The organism is Promicromonospora sp. NPDC023805 (assembly GCF_040639635.1).
Lineage (GTDB): Bacteria > Actinomycetota > Actinomycetes > Actinomycetales > Cellulomonadaceae > Promicromonospora.
The window spans coordinates 21,857-34,301 of the sequence record NZ_JBFAAH010000015.1 but is presented as its reverse complement, the minus strand read 5'-3'; the positions used below and the strand labels follow the sequence as shown (position 1 = coordinate 34,301).

The 12,445-nt window shown below is 70.6% G+C and carries 16 protein-coding genes and 1 pseudogene; 12 read left to right on the top strand and 5 right to left on the bottom strand.

Annotated elements, in window-relative coordinates; genetic code table 11:
• Positions 1 to 121: 121 nt before the first annotated feature.
• The 5 genes from AB0F70_RS15785 to AB0F70_RS15765 all read left to right on the top strand — a co-directional run bounded on the left by AB0F70_RS15785 (position 122) and on the right by AB0F70_RS15765 (position 2,307).
• The gene (locus AB0F70_RS15785) at positions 122 to 679 is read left to right on the top strand and encodes a histidine phosphatase family protein (RefSeq protein ID WP_357449672.1); all 558 of its coding nucleotides are present in this window, start codon (positions 122 to 124) and stop codon (positions 677 to 679) included.
• Positions 669 to 1,079: a GNAT family N-acetyltransferase gene (locus AB0F70_RS15780; RefSeq protein ID WP_357449669.1), complete on the top strand. Its 411-nt coding sequence runs from the start codon at positions 669 to 671 to the stop codon at positions 1,077 to 1,079. The genes AB0F70_RS15785 and AB0F70_RS15780 overlap by 11 nt, the downstream gene beginning before the upstream one ends.
• 144 nt (positions 1,080 to 1,223) lie before the next feature.
• Positions 1,224 to 1,463 (top strand): Atu4866 domain-containing protein, encoded by a 240-nt coding sequence (locus tag AB0F70_RS15775; RefSeq protein WP_357449666.1) that lies wholly within the window; start codon positions 1,224 to 1,226, stop codon positions 1,461 to 1,463.
• Between the two features lie 144 nt (positions 1,464 to 1,607).
• Positions 1,608 to 1,877: a type II toxin-antitoxin system prevent-host-death family antitoxin gene (locus tag AB0F70_RS15770; protein ID WP_357449663.1), complete on the top strand. Its 270-nt coding sequence runs from the start codon at positions 1,608 to 1,610 to the stop codon at positions 1,875 to 1,877.
• Entirely contained in the window at positions 1,867 to 2,307 is a 441-nt protein-coding gene (locus AB0F70_RS15765; protein ID WP_357449660.1) for a type II toxin-antitoxin system VapC family toxin, read from the top strand. Before AB0F70_RS15770 ends, AB0F70_RS15765 begins: the two co-directional genes overlap by 11 nt.
• A gap of 51 nt (positions 2,308 to 2,358) precedes the next feature.
• Here the strand turns inward: AB0F70_RS15765 and AB0F70_RS15760 are convergent, their stop codons facing one another.
• Complete coding sequence (locus tag AB0F70_RS15760) at positions 2,359 to 2,847, bottom strand: response regulator transcription factor (RefSeq protein WP_357450073.1); 489 nt, start codon at positions 2,845 to 2,847, stop codon at positions 2,359 to 2,361.
• A 423-nt stretch (positions 2,848 to 3,270) separates the two neighbouring features.
• On the opposite strand from AB0F70_RS15760, the gene AB0F70_RS15755 reads away from it, so the two are divergent.
• The 3 genes from AB0F70_RS15755 to AB0F70_RS15745 are packed head-to-tail and all read left to right on the top strand — an operon-like array spanning position 3,271 to position 5,458.
• On the top strand, positions 3,271 to 4,578 hold the full coding sequence (locus AB0F70_RS15755; protein WP_357450070.1) for an inorganic phosphate transporter: 1,308 nt from the start codon (positions 3,271 to 3,273) through the stop codon (positions 4,576 to 4,578).
• Positions 4,575 to 4,853 carry a hypothetical protein gene (locus AB0F70_RS15750; RefSeq protein WP_357449657.1) on the top strand — a complete coding sequence of 93 codons (279 nt, stop codon included), beginning with the start codon at positions 4,575 to 4,577 and terminating at the stop codon, positions 4,851 to 4,853. Before AB0F70_RS15755 ends, AB0F70_RS15750 begins: the two co-directional genes overlap by 4 nt.
• Before the next feature lie 14 nt (positions 4,854 to 4,867).
• Positions 4,868 to 5,458 carry a uracil-DNA glycosylase family protein gene (locus AB0F70_RS15745; protein WP_357449654.1) on the top strand — a complete coding sequence of 197 codons (591 nt, stop codon included), beginning with the start codon at positions 4,868 to 4,870 and terminating at the stop codon, positions 5,456 to 5,458.
• A 16-nt stretch (positions 5,459 to 5,474) separates the two neighbouring features.
• Here AB0F70_RS15745 and AB0F70_RS15740 read toward each other — a convergent pair whose 3' ends face one another.
• Positions 5,475 to 6,089, bottom strand: a complete 615-nt coding sequence (locus AB0F70_RS15740; protein ID WP_357449651.1) for a glyoxalase — start codon at positions 6,087 to 6,089, stop codon at positions 5,475 to 5,477.
• Between the two features lie 163 nt (positions 6,090 to 6,252).
• Between AB0F70_RS15740 and AB0F70_RS15735 the strand changes: the two are divergent.
• Positions 6,253 to 6,544: pseudogene (locus AB0F70_RS15735) on the top strand (squalene cyclase); the annotation flags it as partial.
• Between the two features lie 12 nt (positions 6,545 to 6,556).
• Here AB0F70_RS15735 and AB0F70_RS15730 read toward each other — a convergent pair.
• Complete coding sequence (locus AB0F70_RS15730; RefSeq protein ID WP_357449648.1) at positions 6,557 to 6,985, bottom strand: DUF6069 family protein; 429 nt, start codon at positions 6,983 to 6,985, stop codon at positions 6,557 to 6,559.
• Between the two features lie 110 nt (positions 6,986 to 7,095).
• Here AB0F70_RS15730 and AB0F70_RS15725 point away from each other — a divergent pair, with 110 nt between their 5' ends.
• On the top strand, positions 7,096 to 7,587 hold the full coding sequence (locus tag AB0F70_RS15725) for a MarR family transcriptional regulator (protein WP_357449645.1): 492 nt from the start codon (positions 7,096 to 7,098) through the stop codon (positions 7,585 to 7,587).
• A gap of 205 nt (positions 7,588 to 7,792) precedes the next feature.
• Positions 7,793 to 7,999, top strand: a complete 207-nt coding sequence (locus AB0F70_RS15720; protein WP_357449641.1) for a hypothetical protein — start codon at positions 7,793 to 7,795, stop codon at positions 7,997 to 7,999.
• A 69-nt stretch (positions 8,000 to 8,068) separates the two neighbouring features.
• On the opposite strand, the gene AB0F70_RS15715 is transcribed toward AB0F70_RS15720, so the two are convergent.
• Together AB0F70_RS15715 and AB0F70_RS15710 are read right to left on the bottom strand one after the other, a co-directional pair.
• Entirely contained in the window at positions 8,069 to 9,805 is a 1,737-nt protein-coding gene (locus AB0F70_RS15715; RefSeq protein ID WP_357449638.1) for an FAD-binding protein, read from the bottom strand.
• Between the two features lie 158 nt (positions 9,806 to 9,963).
• On the bottom strand, positions 9,964 to 10,614 hold the full coding sequence (locus AB0F70_RS15710) for a biliverdin-producing heme oxygenase (RefSeq protein ID WP_357449635.1): 651 nt from the start codon (positions 10,612 to 10,614) through the stop codon (positions 9,964 to 9,966).
• A gap of 320 nt (positions 10,615 to 10,934) precedes the next feature.
• Between AB0F70_RS15710 and aspS the strand changes: the two genes are divergently transcribed.
• Complete coding sequence (gene aspS, locus AB0F70_RS15705) at positions 10,935 to 12,317, top strand: aspartate--tRNA(Asn) ligase (protein ID WP_357449631.1); 1,383 nt, start codon at positions 10,935 to 10,937, stop codon at positions 12,315 to 12,317.
• Positions 12,318 to 12,445: the final 128 nt, after the last annotated feature.

The following is a 12,445-nucleotide window of genomic DNA, read 5'->3' as shown; positions in this document are numbered from 1 at the left end:
GTCTTGATCGGTCCGCTTCGACCATGCGGTTGGGCCTGCTCTGCGGCGTCGGATCAAGCCGCACCATATGCTGGAGACGGACTCTCCGATCGGCCGCATGGCGGCGGCATACCCTTGCGCGGTGGCCCTCTACCTCGTCCGACATGGGCGGCCGATTCTTGACAAGGCTGTCCCTGCCTCAGCGTGGATCCTGGATCCGGAGCACGAGTACCTGGTCGAGGAGCTCGCGGCGCAGGCGCCGTGGCCCGACGACGCCGTCTGGTACACCTCGCCCGAGCCGAAGGCGGCGCGAACAGCGTTCCTGCTGGCCAAGCGGGAGGTGCCGCAGGTCGAGGACCTGAGGGAGCACGACCGGGGCGGTAGTGGATGGGTGCCGGACTTCGCGGGCGCGGTCCGCGGCGCATTGACGAGCCCGCACGCCGTGGCCCGCCCGGGCTGGGAGCCGATCGTCCGGACGCGGACGCGGGTGGTCGCTGCGGCCAGGAAGATCCTCGCGGAGCATCCGGGGCGCGACGTCGTCCTGGTTGGGCACGGGACGGCGTGGACGCTGCTCGCTGCCGAGCTCACCGGGACCGAGCCGGACCTTGAGCGGTGGGGGAGCTTGGCGATGCCGGATGTGATTGCCGTGGATGCGGTTACCAGTCCCGCGTCGACGACGGCTGACCACCATGCCTACTGATGAAGTGGTTCTGGACTGGCGCGGGCCGGTGTCCGACGCCGAGATCGTGGACCTCACCGAGTCCCACGGCGGCAACCCGGAGCCCGGATGGTGGGACCGGGTCCGAGGCCACTCGCTGGGGTGGGTCACCGCCCGGAGCAGCGAGGGGCAGCTGGTCGGGTTCGTGAACGTCGCGTGGGACGGCGGGGGTCACGCGTTCCTGATCGACACCAAGACGCGCCCGAGCCACCAGCGGCAAGGACTCGGTACCGCCGTCGTGCGGCGCGCGGTCGAGGAGGCCAGGGCGGCGGGATGCGAGTGGCTGTTCGTCGACTTCGAGCCGCACCTCGAGACGTTCTACCTGGAGTCCTGCGGTTTCCGGCCGACGGCGGCCGGGCTCGTCCACCTCGCCGACAGCTGAGCGGACAGCGGCGTCGTCAGCCTGGGTGCCGCACACCCCGGTACACCGCAGCCTGGTTGCCCGCGAGCGCCCCGGGCAATCTGGTGATCGTCCGGCGAGACCGCCGGACGTCGGATCGCCGCAGGGCGGGGACGGGAGACGGGCATGACGACGGACGGCTACCTCGGGTTGTGGGTCACGGCGGACGGGCACGTGCGGCAGCGGTTGCTGCCCGACGGCCGGTACGACGAGGCGCGCGGCGACCGGGAGAGCGCCTACACGGGGCGGTACTGGATCGAGGGCGATCACATCCGCTACCGGGACGACACGGGGTTCAGCGCGGACGGCGACTTCCGCGACCGTGTGCTGTACCACGGCGGCATGGTGATGTACCGGCAGGACTAGCGGGCTCGACGCCCGGAGTACGGCCGGGCCCCGGCCCGCACAGCCCAGGGCGCAGAGATCACCCGTGGGTCCGCACCGGTACGCGGCCCGTTGGACGGTTACGCGCCGTGGCACGTGGTGGCACTCGGTGCTACCGTGATTGGCATGAGTATCCAGCCAGAGATCACCCAGCGCGACCTGCGTTCGCGCTCGAAGGAGATCATGGATGCCGTTCAGTCCGGGCGGTCGTTCACCGTCACGCGTGATGGGCATCAGATCGGTGAGCTGGTCCCGTTGCGCCACCGGCGTCGATTCGTCCCGCGCGCAGAGTTCGCTGCCATGTCGCAGGCCGGCGCCCGCATGTCGCTGGAGGCGTTCCGCGCCGATCAGGAAGCGACGGTCGATGACGAGGTCTACGACCCGTATGAGCGCTGAGGTCACCCAAGGTCTTGTCGATACGAACATCTTGATCTTGCGGGACCGGATCGATATCACCGAGCTGCCCGATGAGATGGCTGTCAGCGCCATCACTCTCGCGGAGCTCTCCGCAGGGCCCCACCTGGTCCGCCCTGACAGTACCCAGTACGAGGAGCACGCGGAACGAGCACGCCGCATCGACGTCCTCCAGCGGGTCGAGAACGAGTTCGACCCCATCCCCTTCGCCGCCGAGGCCGCCCGTCTCTACGGCCGGCTGACCGCCGGTGTCGTCGCGGTCGGCCGGACTCCGCGCCGCCGTGCCGTCGATCTCATGATCGCCGCCACCGCGGCAGCCGAGGGCCTTCCCTTGTACACGTCCAACCCTGACGACTACAAGGGGCTCGACCACATCATCACGCTCGTCCCCGTCACCCGACCAGTCGACTGAGACGGTCCGTCCGGCGTGCAGCCGGGAGGAACACGCACACCGAACGCACCGTCACGTCACCAAGCCGCTGCGGTAGGCGTGGACCACCGCCTGCACACGGTCGCGCAGGCCGAGCTTGGCCAGGAGGCGGGAGACGTACGTCTTGACCGTCTCCTGGCTGATCACCAGCGTCGCGGCGATCTCGCCGTTCGACAGGCCGTTGGCGATCAGGCGCAGCACCTCCAGCTCGCGCGGGGTCAGCGCGGCCCCCGACGCGACGGTGCGGATGCCGTTCAGCAGCTGTGCGGCCGGGGCGTCCTTGAGCAGGAACCCGCTGGCTCCGGCGCGCAGGCGGGTCGCCTCGATGCCGTCGAGGACCGGCATCCGGACGTCCATCACCACGACGTCGGGGTTCAGCCGGCGGGCGAGGTCGACGGCGGCTCGCCCGTCACCGCAGTCGCCCACCACCTCGAGGTCGGGCTGGGCGTCGATGATCGTCGCGAACCCGGTGCGGATCAGCACCTGGTCGTCACAGACCAGCACGCGGGTCGGCACGGCCACTACCGGGCCCCGGTCGGGATGCGGGCCAGCACGACGAAGCCGCCGTCGTCCGACCGCTGCGAGCACGGCCGTCGCGAGCCCCACGACGAGCGCCGGCCAGGGGTTGTCGCCGACCAGCGCCAAGCCCTGGCTGCCGAGGAACGAGACCGCCAGAACGGCTATGAGCTGCCACACCAGACGCACGATGACTCCTTCGAGAAGCCGCGAACCGGTCGCCGCGGACTACCCAGAACGCTATGGATCGGGCCGCGCGCGGTAGTCACCGTACGGTGGACAATCGCGGGTAGCTCGCACGGGGGACAGGCAAGATCTGTCGACTCCGGAAGATGAACACCATGTGAACAGAAATCGAACTGTTCACCTGAATGTCACCCGCTGGTCAAGTGTGATCTGCGCACACGTCACCATGGTGTGGTGACCGAGATGACTCTTCTCGTCGTGGTCGTGCTCACCGCACTCGCCTTCGACTTCACCAACGGCTTCCACGACACGGGCAATGCCATGGCGACCTCCATCGCCACCCGAGCCCTGACGCCCCGCCGGGCGGTCCTGCTGTCCGCGGCACTGAACCTGGTCGGCGCGTTCCTGTCGCTGTCGGTGGCCGCGACCATCGCCAAGGGACTCGTCGACGCCGAGGTCATCACCCTGGAGGTCGTGTTCGCCGGACTGGTGGGCGGCATCGTCTGGAACCTGCTCACCTGGCTGGTCGGCCTGCCGTCCAGCTCGTCGCACGCGCTGGTCGGCGGCGTCGTGGGTGCGGTGCTGGCGGCTGCGGGCACCTCCGGCGTGCTGTGGGAGGGCGTCCTCGCGAAGGTCCTGGTCCCGGCGCTGATCGCCCCGGTGGTCGCCATCGCGGTCGCCGCGACCGGTACCTGGCTCGTCGCACGGCTGACCCGCGGCCTGCCGCAGGACGTCACCTCGCGGGGGTTCCGCTGGGGCCAGGTCGGCTCCGCCTCCCTGGTCTCCCTGGCGCACGGCACCAACGATGCGCAGAAGTCGATGGGCATCATCCTGCTCGCCCTCATCACGGCCGGCGCGGTACCGGCGGACTCGGGCGTCCCGTTCTGGGTCATCCTGTCCTGCGCCCTGGCCATGGCGCTCGGCACCTACACCGGCGGCTGGCGCATCATCCGCGCCCTCGGCAAGGGCCTCGTCGAGATCGACACCCGGCAGGGGATGGCGGCGGAGACGTCTTCGGCGGCCGTCATCATGCTGTCCAGCTACTTCGGCTTCTCGCTGTCCACTACCCACGTCGCCACCGGCTCGATCCTGGGCTCCGGTGTCGGCATGCCGGGCGCCACGGTGCGCTGGGGGCTCGCCGGCCGCATGCTCGGCGCCTGGATGCTCACGCTGCCAGCGGCCGGCCTGATCGGTGCGCTCTGCTTCTGGGTGCAGCACGGGGTCGGCGGCGTGCTCGGCAGCGTGCTGGTGCTCGGCATACTGCTCGCGTCGGCGGCGGCCATCTGGATCGCCTCGCGCCGCAAGCCCGTCGACCACACCAACGTCAACGAGGCCTGGGACGAGGAGCGCGGAGCCGGGATCCAGCCGGTCGCCGCGACCACCGGAGAAGCAGGCCCGTTGCACGTCGCACCGGTCGAGGCGGGCGCGACGACGTCGGCCGCCGCGGCAGCGATCGACGCCATCGACATCGTCCCGGTGGGTGCGGGAGCGGCCGGATCCTCCGCGGCCGGTGGGACATCGAACGGCTCCGGGAAGGGAACGGCGGAATGAGCGGCATCATCGAGTGGGGCGCGCTGGGGCAGGTAGTCCTCGTCGGCCTGCTGGTCGGCGCGGGCGTACCCGCACTGTTCGCACTGGGTCTCCGGCTGCTCACGCTGCCGGTCCGGGCCGACGCCGTCGAAGCCGGCGTCGCGCACGACGGCGACGCGACGGGCGCCGGCGCGGCCCCTGGCCTCGCACGCCGGCTGGGTGGCTACCTGTGCCTGGCCCTGTGCGTCGCGGCCATCGCCACCGGGCTGGCGTTCCTGGTCTCCGGCGGGCACTGACCGGGGCTCACGCCGTGACGAGCAATCTCGACCGGATCCGGGCGGAGATCGTCGCCCACGAGTCCAACGCCTGGGCGCGGGACCTCGGCTACGAGCCGCTCTACTCCGCGGCGCCCGGTGCCCGGATCGCGCTCATCGGCCAGGCGCCCGGCCGCAAGGCGCAGGAGAGCGGCGTGCCGTGGAACGACGCCAGCGGCGTCAGGCTGCGCGCCTGGCTCGGCGTCGACGACACCCAGTTCTACGACCCGGACCGGTTCGCCCTCGTCCCGATGGACTTCTACTACCCGGGCAAGGGCACCTCCGGCGACCTGCCGCCGCGCAAGGACTTCGCCGCGCTGTGGCACGGGCGGATCCTCACCGAGCTGCCGGACCTCCGGCTCACGATCCTCGTGGGCGGCTACGCCCAGAAGCACTACCTGGGCGCCCGGGCGAAGCCGACCCTCACCGAGACCGTGCGCGCCTACACCGAGTACCTGCCGTCGACCATCCCGCTGGTGCACCCGTCGCCGCTCAACTTCCGCTGGCAGACCAAGAACCCCTGGTTCGAGGACGAGGTGGTCCCGGCGCTGCGCACGCTGGTGGCCGGAGCGCTCGCTGGGACGTGACGACGGCGGCTCGGCGCTACCGGCTCACCCGGACCGGCTCCCACGCGAACTCGTCCGGGTCGGTGAACTCACCGAGGTCGCTGTTCACCGCGATCCGGTGCGAGCCGGACCCCTCCGGCGCCACCCCGCCGTCCTTGGCCAGCGCGGCCCGCTTGTACAGGCCGAACCCGATGGGGCTGGAGCCCATCTTGAAGTCGACGTAGGAGCCGAAGCTCTTGCCCACGGTCAGCCCGTGCGCGACGTAGAACTTCTTGCTCGCCGACACGTCGTCCGCCCCGACGAGGAGCACCATCTCGTCAACCTTCCGGGAGACAGGAGCGGTGTCCTTCTTGGCGGACGTCGCGAGCTTCCAGATGGTGCCGTCGGGCGCCTGGACCGCGCCGCCGTGGCCCCACATGGACTTGGCCACGGGCTTGAGCACGGTCGCTCCAGCGGTGACGGCGGCGTCGAACAGGGCGTTGACGTCACCCGGCTGGGAGCAGACGAGGGACAGGTGGAATCCGCGGAACCCGCTGGTGGGTGCGTCGGACTCGCGGAGGTGGAGCCGGTCGCCCAGGTCGAAGGCGTCGTAGAAGGAACGTGCGGAGCTGAGGTCGGTCACTTCGAGGGTGACGGAGTCGATGTTTGCCATACCGACCACGTTAGGTTCGGCACGCCGTCGGGTGCTTCTCGATTCCTGACCGACATTCCTGACCGACTCGGTTCGGCTCGGTTCTGCTCGCGGTAGCCTCCTGATGTGCCTCTTGCGCCGGAGCTGTCGGCGGGCGGCGCCTTCTTCCCGGCCGGCTTCCAGGGTGACCCGGTTCGGGTACCCGTTCCGCTGGGGCGTCAGCGCCCTCAACGCCCTCGACTACTTTCGAGCGGCGGCGCTGCACGACGGCGTCGGGCCTGATCCCAGGCTTGCCGACGCCGTCGGCGTGGTCCGCGGCGCCCGCCGCCCGGACGGCACCTGGCTGCAGGAGGGGCGGGTGCCATCCGGGGCGGGTCTGGTTCGAGATCGACGTCCCGCCGGGGGAACCGTCGAGGTGGCTCACCTTCCACGGCACGCGCGTGCTCGACTGGTGGGACGGCGCTCGTCCCGCCTGACGCCCGGGCCGCTCAGTCCTGGTCGCCCCCGCGCGGCACTCGGAGCAGCAGCGGGACCAGGACGGCACCGACCACGACGTGGACGACGCCGAGCACCACCGCCGAACCGGTAGACATCTCCACGGACAGGAACGGCAGGAACGACACGAGCACGACGGCGACCGCGAGGCCCGTCCAGATCCGCCTGCCGTACCGCGTGATCTTCTCCAGCAGGGCGAGCACCGCCCAGCCCGCGAGGGACGCGCCGAGCGTGATGATCACGAACGAGGCCAGGCTCAGGTCCAGGGGAGCCTCGCCGGGCTGCTCGACCACCAGGTCGTTGCCGAGCAGCGGCTCGCCCACCAGCCAGACGAGGGCGGCGGCGGCCACGGTCGCCGCCACCGCCAGGGCGCGGGCGCCGACGCGGCCCGGGGTGCGGGTCTTCTGCTGCAGGTCCGACATGGAAACTCCTTCAGGTAGTGAATGGTTCAGGTGCTGAAGCATGGTGAACCTAGCAGATGCTTCAGTACCTGAACAGTTCAGGAGCTGAAGTAGGGAGTAGAGTGAGCGTCATGAGCGCGCAAGCCGACCCGATCCTCGAGGAGCTGATCGGCCTCGTCTTCGGCGCGGCCGGGCACCTCAGCGCCGACTTCAACGCGGCGGGCGCGGAGCACGGCCTGCCGCACGCTCAAGCGCTGCTGCTGCTGAACCTGGACGAGCCGATGCCTATGCGGGCCATCGCCGACTCGCTCGCGTGCGAGCCGTCGAACGTGACGGGCATCGTGGACGGGCTCGAACGCCGGGGCCTCGTCGTCCGCCAGGCCGATCCGGCGGACCGCCGCGTCAAGCAGGTGGTCCTCACGGCCGACGGGAAGCGCACGCGCGACCTGCTCCGCGCGCGGGGTTACGCCCACGCCGACAAGTTCTTCGACCTTCCCGGTGAGGCTCGGGTCCAGCTCCGCGACCTCCTGGCCGACCTGCTGGCGGGCGCCGGGAACGGCACAGCGGATCACCACTGCGGCGAACCGCGGGCACAGAGGTCCTGGGGCAGGACCGCTCGCTGACCGGTGCGGCTCGGTGGGTCGCGTCCGGGTCGCCCGGGCGCGTGTTCCGCGAGCGACACCTACACACTGCACGCGACACGCCGACGGTGACGTGCAGTGTGTAGGGCTCGTCTCCCGCAGCCAGCAGTCGTGCCGAGAGGTTCATCCGGTGCCTCGCCGTGCAAGGGGGTATGAAGGACGGTACGGACCGGTACGAGGAGGAACCATGTCCAGACTGCGCGGGCCCATCTCACGAGGAGCGAAGGTCGTCGCCGGAGTGGGGCTGACCGTCCTGCTCCTCGCGACGAGCTGCGGCGGGGGCGGAGGTGGCGGAGGAGGCGGCTACAGGATCGGCGCCGCGTGGAGCGCCGAGGCCACCACGACCGCCGGGGCGGGTGGTGCGGGGAGCGACCCAACCCACCCCGATCGGTGAGTGCTGGATCTTCGCCCTTCTTGAGCTGCCAACAGGGCAAATATCCAGCACTCAACGATGCTGTGGGGGCTACTCGACCAGCTTGCCTTCCGTCGAGACCTCTTGGGTCTGGATCAGGGTGGCGAGCTCGTCCGGGACCTCCGGTATCGCCTCCCGGACCACACCCGTGCGCGGGGACCACACCAGGTTTACCTGCAGGGCCGGGTCGAGGTCCGGGTAGTCCGACCGGTTGTGGCACCCGCGGGTCTCACGGCGCTCGCGGGCGGCCTCCAGTGTCGCCCGGGCGGCGATGAGCGACGCCTTGAGGTCGAACGCGTGCGCCAGGTCCTGGAACCCGGCGATGTCCGGGTGGATGCCCACCTCCTTGGTGCGCACCTCGATCTCGTCCAGCTCGCGCAGCCCAGCGGTCAGCCCCTGCTCGTCCCGCACGACGCCGGCGTGCTCGGTCATCGTGTTGCGCACCGCCCGCTGCAGGGCACGCACGTTCTCGTGCCCGTCGGCGGCCAGCAGGTCGGCGACCTCGGCACGGGCCTCGGCCTCGGCGTCGTGCGAACGGTTCTGTGCCTCCAGGCCCGCCGAGTAGGCAGCAGCGGCCTGGCCGACGATCCGGCCGAACACGAGCAGCTCGATCAGGGAGTTTCCGCCGAGGCGGTTGGCGCCGTGCAGTCCGCTGGACGCCTCGCCGATCGCGTAGAGGCCGTCGACCTCGGTGCTGTGGTCCTCGGGCCGCACCCAGACGCCGCCCATGGAGTAGTGGGCGGTGGGGGCGATCTCGATGGGCTCGGCGGTGATGTCGAGCATCTGCAGCTCGAGCATCGTCTGGTAGACGCGCGGCAGGCGCGTCATGATCGTCTCGCGCGGCAGGTGCGAGACGTCGAGCCAGACGCCGCCCTTCTCGGTGCCGCGCCCCTCCTTGATCTCCGTGTACGCGGCCAGCGCCACGCGGTCACGGGTCGACAGCTCCATCCGCTCGGGGTCGTAGTTCTGCATGAACCGCTCGCCCAGTGCGTTGCGCAGGATGCCGCCCTCGCCGCGCGCCGCTTCGGAGATGAGCGTCCCTGCCGCGTTCTCCGGCTCGAGGATGCCCGACGGGTGGAACTGGACCAGCTCGGGGTCGCGCAGGCGCGCGCCGGCCTCGACCGCGAGCCGGAACGAGTCGCCAGTGTTCTCGTCGCGGCGGGACGACGTGCGCCGCCAGATCCGGTTGTGGCCGCCCGCCGCGAGGATCACGGCGTCCGCGTGGATCAGGTACGGCGTGCCGTCGGTCAGGTCGAACCCGTAGGCGCCGAACACCGCGCCGTCGCGGGTGAGGATCCGGGTGGCGTAGACGGAGTCGAGGATCGGGATGTCGAGCTGCGTGGCCCGGTTCACCAGCGACCGCTGGATCTCCAGGCCGGTGTAGTCGCCGGCGAACGCGGTGCGGCGGTAGGTGTGCGCGCCGAAGAACCGCTGGGAGATGCGCCCGTCGTCCTCCCGCGCGAAGGCCGTGCCGTACCGCTCGAGGTCCGCGATGCCCTGTGCGGCGCCCTTCGCGACGATCTCCGCCGTGTGCGGGTTGGCCAGGAAGTAGCTCTCCTTGATGGTGTCCGCGGCGTGCTGCTGCCAGCTGTCCTCCGCGTCCATGGTGCCGAGCGCGGCGTTGATCCCGCCCGCCGCGAGCGACGTGTGGGTGTCCATGCGCGGCCGCTTGCCGAGGGCCAGCACGTCGACACCCTGTTCTGCGAGCTCAATCGCGGCCCGCAGGCCCGACCCGCCCGTTCCGATGACCAGCACTGTCGTTGAGATCCGACGTTCGGTGGTGTTCATACTTCATCCGACCACCCAGCCTGGCGATTCGTGACAGGTCTGGGTGTGAGCATTTCCTCAGGTGGGATGTGTCATCGAGGAGTGTCAGATGCCCAGGTCACGGGGGTGACCTGGGCATCTGACACGGCTCCTTCGACCTGCCCGTAAGGGGGTCCGGGTCAGCAGTGGATCTCGGCGAGCTCCGTGAACACCGCACGGTTCAGGTGGAACGCGTGGTGCGTCTCGGCGACGGTGGCGGCCACCTCGTCCTGGTCCAGGTCGAGCTGGTCCAGCTCGTTGCGGTACGCGTCCTTGAACACCTTGACCTTCGGGATGTCCGGGAACGTGTAGAACGCCAGGCCCTCCTCGTCCAGGCCGTAGTGCTGCTTCATCATGCGCTTCACGATCTGGCCGCCCGACAGGTCACCCAGGTAGCGCGTGTACGAGTGCGCCGCGTAGTACGGCAGGCTGCCGCCGATCTCGCGCACGCGGTCCGCGTACAGGCGCGTCGCGGGCAGGATGCGGATCTCCTCGCGCCACGCGGGTCCGTACAGGTAGGCCAGGTCGCGCTCGATGGCCGGGACGCGTGTGAGCTCGTTGAAGACGAGGCCGGCGCCGCGCTCGTCGTCGCGCAGGACGGCGCTCGCCTCTTCCAGAGCTTCGTAGACCACGAGGAGCTGGGCCGAGAGGTCGGCGTGGGCGGCCCGGGTCAGTGCTCCGCCCATGAGCTCCCCGATGAACTGCTCGGAGTTCGCGGCCTCGTGCTCGTCGCGCGTGCTCTGGCGCAGCAGGGCTGACAGGGGGAGTTCTTCCTCGACGGGCAAGCTCACAGGGTCTCCTCCGACACGACGGCAACGTGCTGACAAAGTGTCATCACATGGTGAGCATAGCAACTCCGGTTAGGCGAGCCTAACTTCTTGTCGCATCGTGGGACAGCGGTCTGAAACGTGTGGCGATGCGGGCGCCGTCGGGCATAACCTCTGGGTGGCGAGCGTGAGGCGTGACGAACCTCGGCCCGGGTCTCCGGGCGGACGCACCGCCCGCGCGTGCGGCGTACCGACGAGAGGCCGGGGTCTCCCGGCGAAGGAGTGGTGGCACCGCGACCTAGCCCCCGCCCGCTCCTCCAGGGCCTTCGCTCTCTGGAGGACTGATGAGACCACCTTCGCAAGCCCCGGCTACGTCTGCAGCCCCGTCTGCGGTAGCCACATCCACGGACGCGCCGGCTCGTACGCTGGCCCGCGACCTGTCCGCCGCCCCGCCGGGTTCGACGGTGCGGCTGCAGGGCTGGGTCCACCGCCGCCGTCAGCTGGCGACCGTGACGTTCCTCGTGCTGCGGGACCGCACCGGCCTCGCTCAGGTGGTGGTGCGCACCGGCGTCGGGCAGGCGCTGGAGGTGCCGCCCGAGGAGACCACCGTAGAGGTGACCGGCACGGTCACCGCCAACCCGCAGGCCCCTGGCGGCGTGGAGGTCACGGAGCCCGTGATCACGCCGCTCACCGACGCCGCCGAGACCCCGCCCGTCGAGCTGTGGCGGCCGGCGCTCACCGCCGCGCTGCCGACGATGCTCGACCATGCGGCCGTCACCTGGCGGCACCCCGCGCAGAAGGCGCGGTGGGAGGTCGCGGCGGCGAGCCTGCGGGGTTTCCGGGCGACGCTGGACGTGGCAGGGTTCACCGAGATCTGCACGCCGAAGCTCGTCGGGACGGCCACCGAGTCGGGCGCGAACGTGTTCCCCGTGGACTACTTCGGCAGGCCCGCGTACCTGGCCCAGTCGCCGCAGTTCTACAAGCAGCAGATGGTCGGCGTCTTCGAGCGGGTCTACGAGGTGGGCCCGGTCTTCCGCGCCGAACCGCACGACACGGTGCGGCACCTCGCGGAGTACCGCTCGCTCGACGTCGAGCTCGGGTTCGTGCGCGACCACCGAGACGTGCTGGCCGTGCTGCGCGACGTGCTCGCCGGGATGGCCGACGCCGTACGCGGCTCGGGAGCTGCCGAACGGCTGGGCATCGAGGTGCCCGAGATCCCTGCAGAGATTCCGGTGCTGCACTTTTCCGCCGCGCTGGAGCTGGTCGGCGCGCCGTCCGACGAACCGGACCTGGCGCCCGAGCACGAGCGGGCGCTGGGGGAGTGGGCACTGGCCGAGCACGGGTCCGACTTCGTCGCGGTCGAGGGTTACCCCATGGTCAAGCGGCCGTTCTACACGCATCCGGAGCCGGGCTCGGGCCCGGGCGGCCCGGGCGCCGCTCCGGGAGGCGAGCGGTGGAGCAACAGCTTCGACCTGCTGTTCCGTGGCCTCGAGCTCGTCACGGGCGGGCAGCGGCTGCACCGGTACGCCGACTACGTCGCCGCGCTCGAGGCGCGTGGTGAGGACCCGGCTTCCTACGCGTCGTACCTTGCGGCGTTCCGGCACGGGATGCCGCCGCACGGCGGGTTCGCGATCGGCCTGGAGCGCTGGGTGGCGCGCCTCGTCGGGGCGGCCAACGTCCGCGAGGTGACGCCGTTCCCGAGGGACCTGCACCGGCTGGTCCCGTAGGAGTCGACCAGCACGGGCGCCTGAGTGACAGCGCCCGTGCTGGTCAGCGGCCTTGCGTGTCAGTGGTCACCGCTACCTTTTGGCGCGCACTGCTTTTGCGGTGCGTCACAGGGGTGAGGTGTGCCCTG

Bases quoted from the DNA above. Each gene is read 5' to 3' on its own strand.
- AB0F70_RS15780 (WP_357449669.1), top strand. From the start codon at position 669: ATGCCTACTGATGAAGTGGTTCTGGACTGGCGCGGGCCGGTGTCCGAC.
- AB0F70_RS15775 (WP_357449666.1), top strand. From the start codon at position 1,224: ATGACGACGGACGGCTACCTCGGGTTGTGGGTCACGGCGGACGGGCAC.
- AB0F70_RS15770 (WP_357449663.1), top strand. From the start codon at position 1,608: ATGAGTATCCAGCCAGAGATCACCCAGCGCGACCTGCGTTCGCGCTCG.
- AB0F70_RS15765 (WP_357449660.1), top strand. From the start codon at position 1,867: ATGAGCGCTGAGGTCACCCAAGGTCTTGTCGATACGAACATCTTGATC.
- AB0F70_RS15755 (WP_357450070.1), top strand. From the start codon at position 3,271: ATGACTCTTCTCGTCGTGGTCGTGCTCACCGCACTCGCCTTCGACTTC.
- AB0F70_RS15750 (WP_357449657.1), top strand. From the start codon at position 4,575: ATGAGCGGCATCATCGAGTGGGGCGCGCTGGGGCAGGTAGTCCTCGTC.
- AB0F70_RS15740 (WP_357449651.1), bottom strand. From the start codon at position 6,089: ATGGCAAACATCGACTCCGTCACCCTCGAAGTGACCGACCTCAGCTCC.
- AB0F70_RS15730 (WP_357449648.1), bottom strand. From the start codon at position 6,985: ATGTCGGACCTGCAGCAGAAGACCCGCACCCCGGGCCGCGTCGGCGCC.
- AB0F70_RS15725 (WP_357449645.1), top strand. From the start codon at position 7,096: ATGAGCGCGCAAGCCGACCCGATCCTCGAGGAGCTGATCGGCCTCGTC.
- AB0F70_RS15720 (WP_357449641.1), top strand. From the start codon at position 7,793: ATGTCCAGACTGCGCGGGCCCATCTCACGAGGAGCGAAGGTCGTCGCC.
- AB0F70_RS15715 (WP_357449638.1), bottom strand. From the start codon at position 9,805: ATGAACACCACCGAACGTCGGATCTCAACGACAGTGCTGGTCATCGGA.
- aspS (WP_357449631.1), top strand. From the start codon at position 10,935: ATGAGACCACCTTCGCAAGCCCCGGCTACGTCTGCAGCCCCGTCTGCG.